This is a genomic window from Pantoea sp. ACRSC (assembly GCF_022346785.1).
Lineage (GTDB): Bacteria > Pseudomonadota > Gammaproteobacteria > Enterobacterales > Enterobacteriaceae > Pantoea > Pantoea alvi.
In genome coordinates, this window is sequence record NZ_JAKRNN010000020.1 from 59,104 (window position 1) to 77,136 (window position 18,033).

An 18,033-nucleotide genomic window follows, 5' to 3' on the forward strand; every position below is an offset into this window, starting at 1 on the left:
CTCCAGCGTTAATAACGGATTTTCGGATCGATCACGGCATAGAGCACGTCGACGATCGCGTTGAATATAATGGTCAGTACGCCCACCAGAATGGTCAGGCTCATTACCAGCGAATAGTCACGGTTCAGCGCGCCGTTAACAAACAGCTGACCGATACCGGGCAGGCCATAAATCGACTCAATCACCATTGAACCGGTGATGATGCCGACAAACGCCGGGCCGAGATAGGAGAGAACCGGCAGCAGCGCAGGCTTAAGCGCATGGCGCAGCACAATACGGCGCAGCGGCAGCCCTTTGGCGCGCGCGGTGCGGATAAAGTTGGAGTGCATCACCTCAATCATCGAGCCGCGGGTAATACGCGCGATGCTGGCGATATAGGCCAGCGACAGCGCCACCATCGGCAGCAGCATATAGCGCAGCTGTCCGCCGTTCCAGCCGCCGCCGGGTAGCCATTTCAGGGTAATGGCAAAGAGCAGCACCAGCAGCGGCGCCACCACAAAGCTGGGTATCACCACGCCGGTCATGGCGACCCCCATCACCGCATAATCCCACAGGCTGTTCTGCCTGAGCGCCGCGATAACGCCCGCCGTCACGCCGAGGATCACCGCCAGCACAAAGGCCGCCAGGCCGAGTTTGGCTGAAACCGGGAACGCATGGCCGACCAGATAGTTAACCGTGTAATCTTTATATTTAAACGACGGGCCGAAATCGCCGTGCGCCAGCTGGATCAGATAGTCGAGATACTGTTTGCCGATGGGATCGTTCAGGTGATACTTCGCTTCGATGTTCGCCATCACTTCCGGCGCCAGCGTGCGCTCGCCGGTAAAGGGACTGCCGGGCGCGAGGCGCATCATAAAGAATGAGATAGTGATCAGCACAAAGAGCGTGGGGATCGCTTCGAGCAGTCGACGCAGGATAAATTTTAACATTGCCGTACCTACCAGGCTTATTGCTTCACAAAGCGTACAAAGTACATAAGGGCGACGCATCGCGCGCCGCCCTTGCCGATAGCCTGTTTGCTATTAGTGTTTAATGATGTAGAAGTTCTTGCTGAGCGTTTTATCCAGCGGATCTTTGCCGGTGTAACCGCCGACGTAAGGTTTCACCAGACGCGCGTTCACGTAGTAGTAAACCGGCACGATGGTGCTGTCCTTATCCATGATTTGCTCAGCTTTGGCATAATCCGCCGCACGCGCTTTCTCATCTGCCGCCTTGATCGCATCGTGGATCACTTTATCGAACTCGGCGCTCTTATAGTGAGAGGTGTTGTTGCTGCTGTCAGAAAGCATGGTGTTCAGGAACGACGTCGGCTCGTTATAGTCGGCACACCATGCGGCGCGCGCCACGTCGAAGTTGCCCTGATGACGCGTGTCGAGGAAGGTTTTCCACTCCTGGTTCTCAAGCTTGATGTTTACACCGATGTTTTTCTTCCAGATAGAAGATGCGGCGATAGCCAGTTTCTTATGCAAATCGGAGGTGTTATACAGCAGGTTGAAAGTGAGCGGCTTGTCAGCGGTGTAGCCCGCTTCGGCCAGCAGTTTTTTCGCCTCGGCATTACGTTTGTCCTGAGACCACTTGAACCAGTCCGGCGGCAGAATATCCATACCGTCCGTAGCCGGTGGCGTATAGCTGTAGGCTGGCAGCTGGCCCTGCGCCAGCACTTTGTTGACGATAATGTCGCGATCCAGACCGAGCTTAAGCGCGGCGCGCACGCGCGGATCGGTGAACGGCGCTTTCTGGTTGTTAATTTCGTAGTAGTAGGTGCACAGATAAGGATCAACGTGCAGCTCTTTAGGATTCTCGCGTTGCAGCTTTTTAAACAGCTCAATCGGCATGTTGTTATAGGTCATGTCACTGCCGTTTTCCGAGAAGTAGCGGTTAACGTCGCTGACTTCAGAGTTAATCGGCAGATAGGTCACCTTGTTCAGTACCGTGTGTTCGTTGTCCCAGTACTGTGGGTTACGCACCAGGGTGATGCGCTCGTTGATCACGTGCGCTTCCAGCTTAAAGGCACCGTTGCCGACCCAGTTCTGCGGCTGCGTCCACTGGTCGCCAAATTTTTCAATCGCAGGCTTGTAGACCGGCGACATAACGGCGTTAATCAGCAGCTTGTAAAAATAGGGCACCGGCTCGCTCAGGGTGACCTGCAAGGTATGGTCATCCAGCGCTTTCACGCCCAGGTCAGAGGTTGGCTTTTTCCCGGCGATAACATCATCGACGTTTTCAATGTGGCCATACTGCAGGTAGCTGGCGTAAGGCGACGCGGTTTTCGGATCGGCCAGACGCTGCCAGCTGTAGACGAAGTCCTGCGCGGTCACCGGCTCACCGTTTGACCATTTGGCATTGTTGCGCAGGTGGAAGGTCCAGACTTTAAAGTCTTTGTTTTCCCATTTTTCCGCCACGCCCGGGATCGGATGGCCGTCGCTGTCGCTGACCAGCAGGCCTTCATAGAGATCGCGCGCCACGTTATCTTCTGGCACGCCTTCGATTTTGTGCGGATCCAGCGACTGTACTTCGTCGCCGTTGCCGCGCACCAGCTCCTGCTTCGCCGCCAGTTCAACCCCTGCCGGAACGTTTGCTGCCAGTGCATTCCCTGCCAGCGCGCCCAACGCCGCCAGCACGCCAGCGGCAATCAGACTTTTTTTCGTGATGTTGTTCATTATTACACTCCAGTTTTTATCTTCACCGACACGCCTTGCCGTGTCGGCGTCCCCCGTTAGCGGGTTCCTCATTTTGGCTGAGGATAGTTTTTGCCCCGAAAGGCTTCAGCACCGCGCGCTTCCCGGCTTATCTTGTCGGGTCAGCCTCAGTGCTTTTTAATGAAGTAATATTTCAAATCGGTCATATCGAGCGGATCTTTGCCGGTAAAACCGCCTGTCCAGGGTTTGACCAGCCGCACGCTGACGCGGTAATAAACTGGCACAATTGCCGAGTCCTTGTCGAGCTGTGCTTCAGCCTGCTGGTAGAGCGCGGCGCGGGCCGCTTCGCTGCTGGCAGAAAGGGTCTGCGCCAGCAGATGATCATACCTGTCGCTGTGGTAGAAGGCCGTATTGATAGAGGCGTTGCCGATCAGCATATTCAGGAAGGTAGATGGCTCGTTGTAGTCGGCGCACCAGGTGGCGCGCACCACGTCATACTGCGCCTGATGACGCGTCTCCAGCAGCGTTTTCCACTCCTGGTTTTGCAGGCTGACCTGCGCGCCAAGATTCTTCTGCCACATCGAGGCGGCGGCGATTGCCTGCTTTTTGTTTTGATCCGAGGTGTTGTAGAGCAGCGTGAAGCGCAGCGGATGCTGGGCGTTGTAACCTGCCTCAGCCAGCAGCTTTTTAGCGGCCGCGTTGCGCTCCGCCTGGCTCCAGGTGAACCAGGCCGGCAGCGTTAGGGTGACACCCGCGGTTGAAGGCGGCGTCAGGCTGTAAGCCGGGATCTGCCCCTGCCCCATGATTTTCTGCGTAATAATATCGCGGTCCAGCGTTAGCTTGATAGCGGTACGCACGCGCGCATCGTTGAACGGCGGTTTTTTATTGTTGATTTCGTAGTAGAAGGTGCAGAGCAGCGGGCTGACCTTTACCTGATCGCCCAGTTCGCTCTTCAGCTTGTGGAACAGCTCGGGCGGTACCACGCTGTTGGTCATATCGGTATTGCCGCTGCGATAGCGGTTGACGTCGTTATGGTCCGACTCAATCGGCAGGAAGGTGCCCTGCTCAATCACCGTATGAGCGTTGTCCCAGTAGCCGGGATTGCGCTTCAGCACCAGCTTCTCGTTGATTATCCACTCGCTCAGAAGATAGGCGCCGTTGCCGACATAGTGCTCTGGACGCGTCCAGGCGTCACCCCACTTCTCTACCGTCGCCGCGTTAACCGGCGACAGTGCGGCATTGGCCAGCATCGAAACGAAGTAAGGGACCGGCTCGCTCAGGGTAACCTGCAAATGACGATCGTCCAGCGCCGTCACGCCAAGGCGGTCAGGGGTTGCTTTCCCGGCCATGATCTCGTCGATATGGCTGAGATGCGCCGCCTGGAGGTAGCTGGCATAGGGCGATGCGGTTTTGGGATCGGCGAGACGTCGCCAGCTGTAAACGAAATCGTGCGCGGTAACCGGCGTACCATCGCTCCATTTCGCGCTGTCGCGCAGAGTAAAGGTCCAGACCTTTCCGCCCTCGTTTTGCCATGACTGCGCCACGCCCGGCACGATAGCGCCGTTATTGTCGGTGGTTACCAGTCCTTCCAGCAAATTGGAAATAATGCGCGATTCCGGCACGCCCTCAATCTTTTGCGGATCGAGGGAAGAGACTTCAGTGCCGTTATTAATGACAATATTTTGGGTGGCGGCGAGTTCGGTGCCTGGGGGAACGGTCGCGGCATGCGCGGTGCCGAACAGAATCATTAAGCTGACTGACAGCGGCGTAATCTTCCATTTCATCAAAAAAGTTAACCCTTCTTCATAAGCCCTTTAGCTCATAAGCAAGAAGTGTTCTCACTTTGAGACCAAATGAAAAACTGTTGCGCCGAAAATTAGCAGAACGCCGCCTCTGCCGACAAAGTAAAAATAACAAAAATGTTACCTGATTCTCTTTTATCACGTCTGCAGGCAGGAGGATAGCGTTAATTTTTGTACGAAAATAACCCTTATCACCCTGTTTATGCAGGAGTTTACCCGCTTTTACCCTCCCGGCTCGCTTTTTAACTCTGCTGCCGCCGTAGAAATGCGCATCCCTTCTGCCTTTTTCTTCTTTGTGAAAACAAAAAACAGGTAATTGCAGCTTTCATGCCAGTTTATGAGGCTATTTAAGTAAGCGCTGATATTTTATGGTGTGAGAATTGTCACAGCGAGCGGAGCGCGCCGCGGGTGCGGCGCTCTGGCGAGTAATTTGCTTAATAATTTTAGCGGCAGATTAAGCGGCAGGAATAATTGCATTATAACGGTGCAATAAAATATGCAATTGCACCATTAAGGGTCATATCGTCGTTTGCGATGGAAATTAAGCGGCCTTAACTGACCAGACCGGGAAATAACGCCTTGATGCCGGTGACCACGAACTCAATGCCGAGCGCCATCAGCAGCAGGCCCATAATACGCGTAATGACGTTAATGCCGGTCTGGCCGAGCACGCGCACCATCAGCGGCGCGGCGCGAAACAGCAGCCAGCAGCAGAAGGCAAAGAGCGCAATCGCAACGCTAAAGCCCAGCAGGTTTTGCCAGCTGTGATAGCGCGTGCTCCAGACAATGGTCGAACTGATCGCGCCAGGCCCCGCCATCAGCGGCAGCGCAAGCGGCACCACGCCGATGCTCTCGCGGATGGCGGTTTCCGATTTCTCCTGCTTGTTCTGTTTATCTTCGCCCAGCTTGCCGCTGATCATCGACATGGCGATGGTCACCACCAGAATGCCGCCCGCGATGCGGAAGGAGTCGATAGAGATGCCGAAAATATGCAGGATGGCGTCGCCAAGAAACAGCGAGGTCCAGAGGATAATGGCGACCGCCAGGTTTGCGGTCATATTAGTTTTATTCCGCTCAGCGGCCGCCTGATAGCTGGTCATGCTGATAAAGACAGGAATAATGCCGACTGGGTTCACCAGCGCGAACAGGCCAACAAAGAATTTGATATAGCCCGAAAGGTCAAGCAACGCAGGGTTCACGGTTCGCTCCGATGAGGAAAAAGAAATCGCGCTTAATTTACGCAAAAAGCGCCGCGTTAACCAGTCAACTAAACAGAAAATTGTGCTGCGTCAGGGCAAATCAGAGAGTCAGTTACGCCAGCGCGACATGCGGGAGGGGTATAAAACCGGGCGGCATGCCCTGCTTTGCAGACTTTGACAAAAATCGCTGCTGAAAGGAGTCAGCTTAGGCTTAAATTGATCTGAATCAATATTTATCTACCCCATTCCAGGTAATCTTTTCCCACAGAAAGTCATCAGCAAAGATGTTTGACCCGTGCGAAAACTCTTTCAGTAAGCCAACGAAAATTCTGGCCTTTTGGCTTAAGCCAAAATATTAGCGAAGCATGGCTATAATCAGGACTCCAGGCAGGTTTACTAACAGAGTTTAACTTCCTTCAGGAGAGCACCATGGCCGTTACTAATGTCGCTGAACTTAACGCACTGGTTGAACGCGTAAAAAAAGCACAGCGTGAATACGCCAACTTTACTCAAGAACAGGTTGACGCCATCTTCCGCGCTGCCGCCCTCGCCGCCGCTGACGCCCGTATCCCTCTCGCCAAAATGGCGGTCGCCGAATCCGGCATGGGTATCGTCGAAGATAAAGTTATTAAAAACCATTTTGCCTCAGAATATATCTATAACGCTTATAAAGACGAGAAGACCTGCGGCGTGCTGGAGACCGATGACACCTTCGGTACCATTACCATCGCTGAGCCAATCGGCCTGATTTGCGGTATTGTTCCCACCACCAACCCGACCTCAACGGCGATTTTCAAGGCGCTGATTAGCTTGAAAACCCGTAACGGCATTATCTTCTCGCCACACCCGCGCGCCAAAGAAGCCACCAACAAAGCAGCGGACATCGTGCTGCAGGCCGCCATCGCCGCCGGCGCGCCGAAAGATATTATCGGCTGGATCGACGCCCCATCGGTTGAGCTCTCTAACCAGCTGATGCACCACCCTGATATCAACCTGATCCTGGCGACCGGCGGCCCCGGCATGGTGAAAGCGGCCTATAGCTCCGGTAAACCAGCGATTGGCGTCGGCGCGGGCAACACGCCGGTGGTGATTGACGAAACGGCCGATATCAAACGCGCCGTCGCCTCAATCCTGATGTCCAAAACCTTTGATAACGGCGTTATTTGCGCCTCCGAGCAGTCGGTTATTGTGGTCGACTCCGTCTATGACGCAGTGCGCGAGCGCTTTGCCAGCCATGGCGGCTACCTGCTGCAGGGCGAAGAGCTGAAAGCTGTCCAGAACGTTATCCTGAAAAACGGCGCGCTCAACGCGGCCATCGTCGGTCAGCCCGCCTTTAAAATCGCCGAGATGGCAGGCATCAGCGTGCCGGGCAGCACCAAAATTCTGATTGGCGAAGTGAAGCTGGTGGACGAATCTGAACCCTTCGCCCATGAAAAACTGTCGCCGACGCTGGCCATGTATCGCGCCAGCGATTTCGAAGACGCGGTCGCAAAAGCGGAAAAACTGGTGGCGATGGGCGGTATCGGCCACACTTCCTGCCTCTACACCGACCAGGACAACCAGAAAGCGCGCGTGAACTTCTTCGGTGACCGCATGAAAACCGCGCGTATTCTTATTAATACTCCGGCTTCTCAGGGCGGTATCGGCGACCTCTATAACTTCAAGCTGGCACCTTCGCTGACGCTGGGCTGCGGCTCATGGGGCGGTAACTCCATTTCAGAAAACGTGGGACCGAAACACCTTATCAACAAGAAAACCGTGGCTAAGCGAGCAGAAAACATGTTGTGGCATAAACTCCCGAAATCCATCTACTTCCGCCGCGGCTCGCTGCCCATTGCGCTGGAAGAGGTGGCCGCCGACGGTGCAAAACGCGCCTTTATCGTCACCGACCGTTTCCTGTTCAACAACGGCTATGCCGACCAGGTAACTGGCGTGTTGAAATCGCACGGCATCGAAACCGAAGTGTTCTTTGAGGTAGAAGCGGACCCGACGCTGAGCATTGTGCGCAAAGGCACCGAGCAGATGAACAGCTTCAAACCAGACGTGATTATCGCGCTGGGCGGCGGCTCGCCGATGGATGCTGCGAAAATCATGTGGGTAATGTACGAACATCCGGAAACCCACTTCGAAGAGCTGGCGCTGCGCTTTATGGATATCCGCAAACGTATCTATAAATTCCCGAAAATGGGTGTGAAAGCGCGCATGATCGCCATCACTACCACCTCAGGCACCGGTTCGGAAGTGACGCCGTTTGCGGTAGTGACCGACGACGCCACCGGCCAGAAATATCCGCTGGCGGACTACGCGCTGACCCCGGATATGGCGATTGTCGATGCCAATCTGGTGATGGAGATGCCGCGTTCGCTCTGCGCCTTCGGCGGCCTGGATGCGGTCACCCATGCGCTGGAAGCCTATGTATCGGTACTGGCTAACGAGTACTCCGACGGCCAGGCGCTGCAGGCACTGAAACTGCTGAAAGAGAACCTGCCGGCCAGCTATCGGGACGGCGCGAAAAATCCGGTAGCGCGTGAGCGTGTGCATAACGCCGCGACTATCGCCGGTATCGCCTTCGCCAACGCCTTCCTTGGCGTCTGCCACTCCATGGCGCACAAGCTGGGTTCCGAGTTCCATATCCCGCACGGTCTGGCGAACGCGCTGCTGATCTGCAACGTGATCCGCTATAACGCCAACGACAACCCGACCAAGCAGACGGCGTTCAGCCAGTATGACCGTCCGCAGGCGCGCCGTCGCTACGCGGAAATTGCCGACCATTTAGGTCTGGCGGCACCTGGCGACCGTACCGCACAGAAAATCGAGAAGCTGCTGGCGTGGCTGGATGAGATGAAAACCCAGCTGGGTATTCCAGTCTCTATCCGCGAAGCGGGCGTTCAGGAAGCAGACTTCCTGGCGAAAGTCGATAAGCTGGCCGAAGACGCCTTCGACGACCAGTGCACCGGCGCTAACCCGCGCTATCCGCTGATTGCCGAGCTGAAACAGATTATGCTGGATACCTTCTACGGCCGTGAATACGCCGAGCCTTTCGCCGACGTAACGCAGGCGCAGGCCGCACAGCCGGTGAAAGTAGAGAAGACTGAGAAAACCGAGAAGAAAGCTAAAAAAGCCTGACGATCGGCTATTAAAAAAAACCCGCTTCGGCGGGTTTTTTTATCTCTGAAAAACGACCTCAGGCGGGCTTTTGCTGGCCGTAGATGGCATCCAGCGACCCCTGCTCTATCGCCTGCTTGTAGTGTTTGCGGCATACCGAAATATAACGCTCGTTGCCGCCAATCACCACCTGCTCCCCTTCGCTAAACGGACGGCCCTGCGCGTCGAGCCGCAATACCATCCCCGCCTTACGGCCGCAGTGACAGACGGTTTTCAGCTCCACCAGCTTGTCGGCCCAGCCGAGCAAATACTGGCTGCCGCCAAAGAGTTCGCCACGAAAGTCGGTGCGCAGCCCGTAGCAGAGGACCGGAATATCCAGGTTATCGACGACGTCAGAGAGTGCCTTGACCTGATCGCGCGTTAAAAACTGGCACTCGTCCACCAGCACGCAGTGTACCCGCTGGCGCGCATCTTCCGCCGCGATCTCCTCATACAGCCGCGTCTGCGCGTTAAACAGCGCCGCCGGCGAGGAAAGGCCAATACGGGAGCTGACTTTGCCCACGCCGAAACGATCGTCAATTTCAGCGGTGTAGACCAGGGTTCTCATGCCGCGTTCCTGATAATTGTAAGACGACTGTAATAACGCGGTGGATTTCCCTGCATTCATTGCGGAATAATAAAAATAGAGCTGAGCCATTAGCGTGGTTTCTCAAAGCATTGCAAACAGAATGCGCGGAATTCTATCACAGATAAACGTAAATTATGGCGGTGATTATTTTGCGCAAGCTGATTAGATCTTCGCCAGTGAGAGATAAGCCCGCGCTTCGTCTTTCCGCTTTTTTTAATCATTTGTGCCTGAACTTTATTGTACAGTTGAGCGCCGTTACGCAGATTCACCCCTTTCTTCACGCTGAGCGCCTCTCTCACTTTAACGTTTCGGATTTTCATAACCTGAAGACGTCTGAATATCAACCGGCTTACTGTTTCTTTTGATTAAACATAAGCGAGAAAATTAATTATCATTCTTTACCGTTCCACTTATTTTACTATTGCAGTAATTTTTTGCCGCCACTATTATTAGCTGGCAGAACACCTCTTCATTAATATATTCAGAGATCAGGACAATGAGCGAAGCACTAAAAATCCTTAATAATATCCGTACATTACGCGCGCAGGCTCGAGAGTGTTCACTGGAAGCGCTGGAAGAAATGCTGGAAAAACTCGAGGTCGTGGTAAATGAACGCCGCGAAGAAGAGACCCACGCTAAAGCGGAAAGTGAAGAACGCACGCGCAAACTTGAGCAATACAGAGAAATGCTGCTGGCTGATGGCATCGATCCTAACGAGCTGTTAAGCACCATTACTGAAACTAAAGCGCCAGGCAAAACAAAACGCGCTGCACGTCCGGCTAAATATCAGTACGTTGATGAAAATGGTGAAACCCGTACCTGGACCGGTCAGGGTCGTACGCCAGCGGTAATCAAAAAAGCGATCGAAGAAGAAGGTAAACAGCTGGAAAACTTCCTGCTGTAATAACTGATAGTGCTTCCATCATTTGGGTCACATTGTTTATGTGACCCCAGGTTAATCAGGGAAAGGAAGCGCAGGCTTCCTTTTTTTCAGACGTTGTAAAACTCCCGATACCAGCGAACAAAGCGTTCTACACCCTCTTCTACGCTGGTCTGCGGCTTAAAGCCAATCGCCTGATACAGGGCTGCAGTATCCGCGCTGGTTTCCAGCACGTCGCCGGGCTGCATCGGTAACAGATTTTTCTTCGCCGTCACGCCCAGTGCTTTTTCAATCGCCTCAATATATTTAATCAGGCTGGTCGGCTGACTGTTTCCGATGTTATATACGCGGTAAGGCGCAGAGCTAGTGGCTGGCGAGCCGGTTTCTACCGTCCAGTTTTCATCCTGCTGCGGAATAACATCCTGCAGACGCACAATAGCTTCGGCAATATCGTCGATATAGGTAAAGTCGCGTTTCATCTCGCCGCGGTTATAGACGTCAATCGCTTCACCGGCGATCATGGCGCGCGTAAATTTAAACAGCGCCATATCTGGACGACCCCATGGACCATATACGGTAAAGAAACGCAGGCCGGTGGTAGGCAGCTGATAAAGATGCGAATAGGTATGCGACATCAGCTCATTGGCTTTTTTAGTTGCCGCGTAAAGTGATACCGGATGATCGACGCTGTCATCGGTCGAAAATGGCATTTTACGATTGAGTCCATAAACAGAACTGGAGGATGCATAGAGTAAGTGCTCGATTTTATGATGACGGCATCCTTCGAGAATATTTAAATGACCAGTCAGGTTAGCATCGGCGTAGGCGTGAGGATTGTCGATGGAATAGCGCACACCCGCCTGGGCACCCAGATGAATGACGCGTTGAAACGCATGTTGTTCGAATAACGAGGCGATAGCTGCGCGATCCGCCAGCTCCATTTTAATAAATTTGAAGCCGGGATGCTGTGCGATTAAATCAAGACGAGATTGTTTCAGGCCGACATCATAATAGTCATTAAGATTATCTATGCCGACAATCTGGTGACCGGCGGCCAGCAAGCGTTGAGTGACGTGAAATCCAATAAAGCCTGCGGCGCCGGTGACCAGAATGTTCATACTACCCTCGTTAATTACGCAATTTGAATAGACGCTCCGCGGCCGATTGCATAATAAACGAAACCGCGTTTGCTGATACGCTCTGGATCATACAGGTTGCGACCATCAAAAATCACGGGTTCTTTGAGGGAATTTTTAATAACGTCAAAGTCCGGTGCGCGGAAGTTCTGCCACTCGGTGCAGATGACCAGGCCATCTGCGCCCTGCAGCGCCGCTTCTTTGGTGCCCATCAGCTTCAGATCGCTGCGGTGACCGTAGATGCGCTGCGCTTCGTCCATCGCTTCCGGATCGAACGCCTGAACGCTTGCACCAGCTTCCCACAGCGATTCCATCAGCACGCGACTGGAGGCTTCACGCATATCGTCGGTGTTCGGTTTGAACGACAGGCCCCAGACTGCGAAGGTTTTACCGCTCAGATCGTCGCCGAAATGGCGCTTGATAAAAGTGGGCAGCTTGGTTTTCTGGCTGTCGTTGACATCTTCCACCGCCTGCAGCAGACGCGGCTTGTAGCCGATCGACTCCGCGGTACGGATCAGCGCCTGCACATCTTTCGGGAAGCAGGAGCCGCCGTAGCCGCAGCCAGGGTAGATAAAGTGGTAGCCGATACGTGAATCAGAACCGATGCCCTGACGCACTTTCTCGACATCCGCACCCAGACGTTCGGCAAGGTTGGAGATCTCGTTCATAAAGCTGATTTTGGTCGCCAGCATGCAGTTCGCTGCGTACTTGGTCAGCTCCGCGCTGCGGATATCCATGACGATCATGCGATCGTGATTGCGGTTGAACGGCTCGTAGAGTTCACGCAGCAGCTCTTCCACTTCTTCATTATCGGTACCCACCACGATGCGCTCAGGACGCATGCAGTCGTTTACGGCTGCGCCTTCCTTGAGGAACTCCGGGTTGGATACCACATCAAACGTCAGGCTAACGCCGCGATCGCGCAGGGTCTCTTCCATTACGCGACGCACTTTATCCGCGGTTCCAACCGGAACGGTGGATTTATCAAGCACAACCTTGTGATCCTTCATATGCTGCGCAATGGTACGAGCAACGGCGGTCACATATTTAAGGTCAGCCGAGCCGTCCTCATCTGGCGGCGTACCCACGGCGATAAACTGCATGACGCCGTGATTGACGCCCTCTTCCGCATCTGTACTGAACTTAAGGCGACCCGCCTCATAGTTCGACATAACCAGCGGCGTAAGGCCGGGTTCGAAAATGGGGATGATGCCTTTTTTCAGGTTTTCGACTTTTTTTGCGTCGACATCAATGCAGAGAACGTCATGTCCGACTTCGGCCAACACCGCAGCCTGAACCAGACCGACATAGCCGATACCAAATACAGTGACTTTCATTGAGATATCCTGTGTTTATGAATTACTTTTTATTGCCAACTGCGCTATCGAGCCACTGAGAAAAATCTTTGCCCAGCACTGGATGGCGAACACCGTACTCAACGAATGCCTGCATATAACCGAGTTTGTTACCGCAGTCATGGCTTACGCCTTTCAGGTGGTAAGCTTCTACCGTCTCTTTCTCCATCAGCATGGCGATAGAGTCGGTCAGCTGTACTTCGCCGCCTGCGCCCGGAGGGGTTTTTGCCAGCAGAGGCCAGATATCCGCAGAGAGAACGTAACGGCCCACAACCGCGAGGTTGGACGGCGCTTCGGTCGCTTTCGGCTTCTCAACCACGCCAACCATTGGCGCGCTGTCGCCCGGCTGCAGTTCTGCGCCCTGGCAGTCAACCACGCCGTAAGCAGTCACGTCCGCTACCGGCTCAACCATAATCTGGCTGCGGCCTGACTCGTCGAAACGGCTCAGCATTTCCGCCAGGTTATCTTTGGTCGGGTTAGATTCGTACTCGTCGATAATCACGTCCGGCAGGATCACCGCAACCGGCTCGTCGCCAATCAGCGGATGCGCACACATAACGGCGTGGCCCAGGCCTTTCGCGATGCCCTGACGCACCTGCATGATGGTTACGTGCGGCGGACAGATTGACTGGATTTCATCCAGCAGCTGACGCTTAACACGTTTTTCCAGCATCGCTTCCAGCTCAAAGCTGGTGTCGAAGTGGTTTTCAATGGAGTTTTTGGAAGAGTGCGTAACCAGCACAATTTCGTTAATTCCTGCTGCGATGCACTCGTTAACGACATACTGAATTAACGGCTTATCGACCAGCGGTAACATCTCTTTCGGAATCGCTTTTGTCGCAGGGAGCATACGGGTGCCCAAACCTGCTACAGGGATTACCGCTTTTTTTACTTTGGACTTATAGGCAGACATCAAGATACCTCTCTTATAGGCCGTTCAAGTTAATACTTGATATGTCGGTTGAAATTCGGAAATGAGTATATCAGTTACCATCGAACGGATTTATCCTGGAAGGAGTCAATCCGCAGAATTTAAGACTATTACCCAAGTGTAAAGCTTACCTTTGGACCTGTCTTCAGACCCCGGCGAAATTAAATTATTTCGCCTGCTCTTCAGCCGCTAACATCAGGCGGATCCTGCCTCCGGCGCCCCAGACGTGGCATTGCCAGCTGTCGGCGCGCTGGCTGATTTGGTTAAGATGAGTGCTTCCCATAGTGCCAAGAGGGACGCCGTTACTGAGTTGAATTTGGTGGGCGTGAACATGAAGTGTGGCGTTTAATCCAGCAGAAACCAGAATAAGATTTTGCGAGGTACGATGATAATACCCGACCAGCAGCGGAAACTGTCCGCTCAGATTAGCCTGACGCAGCAGCAGATTGACCTGCCGCAGCAGGCCGTTTAACTCCGGCAGCCGCTGTTTTTGGCCAGAGAGCTGCTCCTGCAGCAGGCCATTGAACAGCGCGCGCAGCAACAGCGCCGCCAGCACACCGTTATCGCCGGCGCGCGTGACGTCAAGACAGTAGAAGGCGAGATCGTTGTCGGAAAGCGCTGCAATATCCAGCACCAGGCCAGGCTGTTCGGCCATGGTCAGCTGCCGGTAGTTGACGCGACAGTTCGCCACCGTCTGCTGTACCGGCGGCTGAAGCTGCTTAAGCAGTTTCGCCGCGGCGGCCGGATCGCGCACCAGCGCGTCCCAGTCCTGAAACAGCTGCTCATCCTCCTCCACCTTAGAGGTAAACATCGAAGGATAAAGGCATTCATAGACCGCTTCGCGGAAGCGCTCGAAATTTTTCAGCGGCTTAAGCAGCACGTCCTGCACGCCAAGGCGCAGAACATGGGCAATATCCGCCATATTTTCCGTCGCCGAGATAATCAGGATCGGCACGCTGTTGCCGCGCGTGCGGATATGCTCGACAAACTGAATGCCGTTCATACGCGGCATTTCCAAATCGCAGATCACCAGATCCACATCCTGCTGCTGCAGATAGCCAATGCCATCAATGCCGTCGCCGGCTTCAAACGTACTGGCGCCGAGCGCCAGCAAGAAGTTGTTTACCAGAGAACGGAAAACGACCTCATCTTCGACAATGAGTATCTTTTTGCCGATTAGTGGTTTCTCCATTCTTTCCCCCTGCGTACCAGATCAATCAATAGTGGTTCATAAAACGCAGTTGCGCCTTTCAGAATTAGCCGAAGTAACATCTGTGAATGAACAACCTGATTATCTGTTACGCACCAGCGGTAATAGTTCATCCATTTTTTTCTCAACGGCGGCCTTGCCTGCCTCGATAGCTTCTTCAGCGCGATGAAAGTCCAGCGTCGAAATCTGCGGACAAAATGGCTGAATCAGCACATCGGGAGGATCGCCTGCCATACGGTTACGCTTCAGGCGATTTTCCAGCACCTGGATGGACGTCGACATAATCTCCATCGCACCCGGCGTTTGTGTTGTACGGCGATGGGTCAACCCCACCAGCCGCTGACGTATTTTTTTAGCCCAACTCAGGGCTGCGGCCGAAACCGCCTCATCGCTGTTTTGCGGCGTGACAGACAGGAGATCCTGCTGCATCAGATGCGCGTCATGCTGAAGATCGACAGCAATAACGATATCCGCGCCAAGGGCGCGCGTCAGCGAAACGGGCACCGGATTCACCACCGCCCCATCTACCAGCCAGTAACCATTGTAGCCGACCGGCGGCAATAAGCCTGGCATACTACAGGAAGCGCGTACGGCCTGATGCAGATCGCCTTCGGTCAGCCATAATTCCCGACCGGTACTGAGATTGGTCGCCACCACGCCGAACGGCTTGCCGCAGCTCTCCAGAGCCGGCTGGGCAATCAGCTGACGCACATGGCTGAAAACGCGCTCGCCGCGCAGCAAACCGCCGCGCTGCCAGGAGAGATCCATCAGGCGAATAACATCCCAGTAGCGAAAGGCGCTGACCCACTTTTCCATGTGCGGCAGGCGGTCGTTGACATAAGCCGCGCCGACCAGCGCACCGACGGAGCAGCCCGCTACGACATCGATTTCGACGCCCGCGCGCGTCAGCGCGTTGATCACGCCAATATGCGCCCATCCTTTGGCTGCGCCTGACCCTAACGCCAGTCCGATTTTAACCTTTCTCATTTACCCTCTGTCGCCAACGACTGCGCGTAGCTTCACTGCGCCAGGTCGGCTACCATATGGCGTCATCTCTTTTTATCGCTTACAGGAGTTATTGTGTCCGAACCCTGTCCTTGCTGCAGCGGGAAGCAGTATAGCCTATGTTGCGCTCCCTTTCTGACCGGCGAGCGGCTGCCTGAATCAGCTGAACAGTTAATGCGCTCGCGCTACACAGCCTACGCCAGGCGAAACAGCGACTGGCTCATCGCCAGCTGGCATCCTGACAAGCGTGTGCCCGATATGGCGCAGCGTTTATCCGAAAGTTTTGCCGACACTGAATGGCTAAGCCTGAATGTAACCTGTTGTAATCATGGAAGCCATGATAATGAAGCTTTCGTCACTTTTTTTGCGCGTTACCGCGAAAATTCCCAGATAAGGGCGATCCACGAGCGTTCTCGCTTTCTTCGCGAGGATCATCGCTGGTACTATGTCGACGGAACCGCGCCCGCCGTAGGGCGCAACGATCGCTGTCCATGTGGCTCCGATAAAAAATACAAGAAATGTTGCGGCTAAAGAGCATACGGCCCAACGGTTTTACCCAATCGCTTTGACAGGACTCTGATCGAGATGCAAGCGCAAACTATGCAACGAAAAGTTTTACGTACCATTTGCCCTGACGCGAAAGGTCTGATCGCTAAAATCACCAATATTTGCTACAAGCACGAGCTGAATATCGTGCAAAACAATGAATTCGTTGACCATCGCACCGGACGCTTTTTTATGCGCACCGAGCTTGAGGGCATTTTTAACGATAATACGCTGCTGGCGGATTTAGACAGCGCGCTGCCGGCAGGCTCAACGCGCGAGCTGAACAGCGCTGGGCGCCGTCGCGTGGTGGTGCTGGTCACCAAAGAGGCGCACTGCCTGGGCGACCTGCTGATGAAGAGCGCTTTCGGCGGGCTGGATATGGAGATTGCCGCGGTTATCGGCAACCATGACACCCTGCGTTCGCTGGTTGAGCGCTTTGATATTCCTTTTGTGCTGGTCAGCCATGAAGGGCTGTCGCGCGAAGAGCACGATAACCTGATGGCGAACGAGATCGACCGCTACCAGCCCGATTACGTGGTGCTGGCGAAATATATGCGCGTGCTGACGCCAGCCTTTGTGCAGCGCTATCCAAACCAGATTATCAATATTCACCACTCGTTCCTGCCGGCGTTTATCGGCGCGCGTCCTTATCATCAGGCCTACGAGCGCGGCGTGAAGATCATCGGCGCAACGGCGCACTACGTGAATGACAATCTGGATGAAGGTCCGATCATCATGCAGGACGTGATTAATGTCGACCACAGCTATACGGCCGAAGAGATGATGCGTGCCGGACGCGACGTGGAGAAAAACGTGTTAAGCCGTGCGCTCTATAAAGTGCTGGGCCAGCGCGTATTTGTTTACGGCAACCGCACGATTATTCTTTAAGCGCATCGGGCGCTGAATTGTCTGTGAATTCAGCGCCACGGGCAAAAAGTGGGCAAACGGTTCACATTTTTTAGCTGGGCGCTTTACACGCCGACCGCATTTGGTATGATGCGCCCCGCTTTAAGGCACAATGATTCAGGCCAGTGGTGGGATTCCCGAGCGGCCAAAGGGAGCAGACTGTAAATCTGCCGTCACAGACTTCGAAGGTTCGAATCCTTCTCCCACCACCATCTGAATCATATCTTCGCCTTAACGGTCATTATCAGCATTTCCCAGGTGGGATTCCCGAGCGGCCAAAGGGAGCAGACTGTAAATCTGCCGTCACAGACTTCGAAGGTTCGAATCCTTCTCCCACCACCATCCTTGCATTATCTCCCCCTGTTTAACGCACTCTCCTGATTTACCCGACAGACTCAAGGAGAAGGATGAGAAGCTTCGACCGAAGGTTCGGGTCGAGCACAGCGAGACAACGCGCAACGCGCGGCCCGAAGGGTGAGGCGCAACGCGCCGAATAATCCTTCTCCCACCACCATCCTTGCATTACCTCCCAAATTCAATGTCCTCTCCTGATTTACCTGACAGACTCAGGGAGAAGGATGAGAAGCTTCGACCGAAGGTTCGGGTCGAGCACAGCGAGACAACGCGCAACGCGCGGCCCGAAGGGTGAGGCGCAACGCGCCGAATAATCCTTCTCCCACCACCATCCTTG

14 protein-coding genes, 2 tRNA genes and 2 other RNA genes are annotated in these 18,033 nt (G+C 54.2%); 8 read left to right on the forward strand and 10 right to left on the reverse strand.

The genetic code is table 11. The features are described 5' to 3' along the window. Positions 1 to 8: 8 nt before the first annotated feature. The 4 genes from oppB to MHZ97_RS17545 form a co-directional block, all read right to left on the reverse strand. On the reverse strand, positions 9 to 929 hold the full coding sequence (gene oppB / locus MHZ97_RS17530) for an oligopeptide ABC transporter permease OppB (RefSeq protein WP_103795994.1): 921 nt from the start codon (positions 927 to 929) through the stop codon (positions 9 to 11). 93 nt (positions 930 to 1,022) lie between these two features. Then, positions 1,023 to 2,660, reverse strand: a complete 1,638-nt coding sequence (gene oppA, locus MHZ97_RS17535; protein WP_239315251.1) for an oligopeptide ABC transporter substrate-binding protein OppA — start codon at positions 2,658 to 2,660, stop codon at positions 1,023 to 1,025. Between the two features lie 146 nt (positions 2,661 to 2,806). Continuing rightward, the gene (locus MHZ97_RS17540) at positions 2,807 to 4,423 is read right to left on the reverse strand and encodes an ABC transporter substrate-binding protein (protein WP_239315252.1); all 1,617 of its coding nucleotides are present in this window, start codon (positions 4,421 to 4,423) and stop codon (positions 2,807 to 2,809) included. Between the two features lie 569 nt (positions 4,424 to 4,992). Further along, positions 4,993 to 5,640 (reverse strand): YchE family NAAT transporter, encoded by a 648-nt coding sequence (locus MHZ97_RS17545; RefSeq protein ID WP_103796184.1) that lies wholly within the window; start codon positions 5,638 to 5,640, stop codon positions 4,993 to 4,995. Between the two features lie 429 nt (positions 5,641 to 6,069). Between MHZ97_RS17545 and adhE the strand changes: the two genes are divergently transcribed. Then, on the forward strand, positions 6,070 to 8,766 hold the full coding sequence (adhE, locus tag MHZ97_RS17550) for a bifunctional acetaldehyde-CoA/alcohol dehydrogenase (protein ID WP_103795997.1): 2,697 nt from the start codon (positions 6,070 to 6,072) through the stop codon (positions 8,764 to 8,766). Between the two features lie 58 nt (positions 8,767 to 8,824). On the opposite strand, the gene tdk is transcribed toward adhE, so the two are convergent. Then, positions 8,825 to 9,442: a thymidine kinase gene (tdk, locus tag MHZ97_RS17555; protein WP_239315253.1), complete on the reverse strand. Its 618-nt coding sequence runs from the start codon at positions 9,440 to 9,442 to the stop codon at positions 8,825 to 8,827. Between the two features lie 427 nt (positions 9,443 to 9,869). Here tdk and hns point away from each other — a divergent pair, with 427 nt between their 5' ends. Next, complete coding sequence (gene hns, locus MHZ97_RS17560) at positions 9,870 to 10,277, forward strand: histone-like nucleoid-structuring protein H-NS (protein ID WP_103796000.1); 408 nt, start codon at positions 9,870 to 9,872, stop codon at positions 10,275 to 10,277. 86 nt (positions 10,278 to 10,363) lie between these two features. Here the strand turns inward: hns and MHZ97_RS17565 are convergent, their stop codons facing one another. The 5 genes from MHZ97_RS17565 to rssA all read right to left on the reverse strand — a co-directional run bounded on the left by MHZ97_RS17565 (position 10,364) and on the right by rssA (position 15,872). Continuing rightward, positions 10,364 to 11,371: an NAD-dependent epimerase gene (locus tag MHZ97_RS17565; protein WP_103796001.1), complete on the reverse strand. Its 1,008-nt coding sequence runs from the start codon at positions 11,369 to 11,371 to the stop codon at positions 10,364 to 10,366. A 14-nt stretch (positions 11,372 to 11,385) separates the two neighbouring features. Then, complete coding sequence (locus tag MHZ97_RS17570; protein WP_033791168.1) at positions 11,386 to 12,726, reverse strand: UDP-glucose/GDP-mannose dehydrogenase family protein; 1,341 nt, start codon at positions 12,724 to 12,726, stop codon at positions 11,386 to 11,388. Between the two features lie 22 nt (positions 12,727 to 12,748). Next, the gene (galU, locus tag MHZ97_RS17575) at positions 12,749 to 13,657 is read right to left on the reverse strand and encodes a UTP--glucose-1-phosphate uridylyltransferase GalU (RefSeq protein WP_033746712.1); all 909 of its coding nucleotides are present in this window, start codon (positions 13,655 to 13,657) and stop codon (positions 12,749 to 12,751) included. 184 nt (positions 13,658 to 13,841) lie between these two features. Further along, positions 13,842 to 14,867 carry a two-component system response regulator RssB gene (gene rssB / locus MHZ97_RS17580; RefSeq protein WP_239315254.1) on the reverse strand — a complete coding sequence of 342 codons (1,026 nt, stop codon included), beginning with the start codon at positions 14,865 to 14,867 and terminating at the stop codon, positions 13,842 to 13,844. A gap of 99 nt (positions 14,868 to 14,966) precedes the next feature. After that, the gene (gene rssA / locus MHZ97_RS17585; RefSeq protein ID WP_103796003.1) at positions 14,967 to 15,872 is read right to left on the reverse strand and encodes a patatin-like phospholipase RssA; all 906 of its coding nucleotides are present in this window, start codon (positions 15,870 to 15,872) and stop codon (positions 14,967 to 14,969) included. Between the two features lie 93 nt (positions 15,873 to 15,965). On the opposite strand from rssA, the gene MHZ97_RS17590 reads away from it, so the two are divergent. The 6 genes from MHZ97_RS17590 (at position 15,966) to MHZ97_RS17615 (ending at position 18,027) form a co-directional block, all read left to right on the forward strand. After that, on the forward strand, positions 15,966 to 16,421 hold the full coding sequence (locus MHZ97_RS17590) for a YchJ family protein (protein WP_239315255.1): 456 nt from the start codon (positions 15,966 to 15,968) through the stop codon (positions 16,419 to 16,421). A 54-nt stretch (positions 16,422 to 16,475) separates the two neighbouring features. Continuing rightward, positions 16,476 to 17,324 carry a formyltetrahydrofolate deformylase gene (gene purU / locus MHZ97_RS17595; protein WP_103796005.1) on the forward strand — a complete coding sequence of 283 codons (849 nt, stop codon included), beginning with the start codon at positions 16,476 to 16,478 and terminating at the stop codon, positions 17,322 to 17,324. A gap of 145 nt (positions 17,325 to 17,469) precedes the next feature. Then, positions 17,470 to 17,554: transfer RNA gene (locus tag MHZ97_RS17600), tRNA-Tyr, on the forward strand. A gap of 45 nt (positions 17,555 to 17,599) precedes the next feature. Beyond that, positions 17,600 to 17,684 (forward strand) — tRNA-Tyr (locus tag MHZ97_RS17605). A 44-nt stretch (positions 17,685 to 17,728) separates the two neighbouring features. Further along, positions 17,729 to 17,856: non-coding RNA, RtT sRNA (locus MHZ97_RS17610), on the forward strand. Between the two features lie 43 nt (positions 17,857 to 17,899). Next, positions 17,900 to 18,027, forward strand: a non-coding RNA gene (locus MHZ97_RS17615) — RtT sRNA. The last annotated feature ends 6 nt before the right edge of the window (positions 18,028 to 18,033 follow it).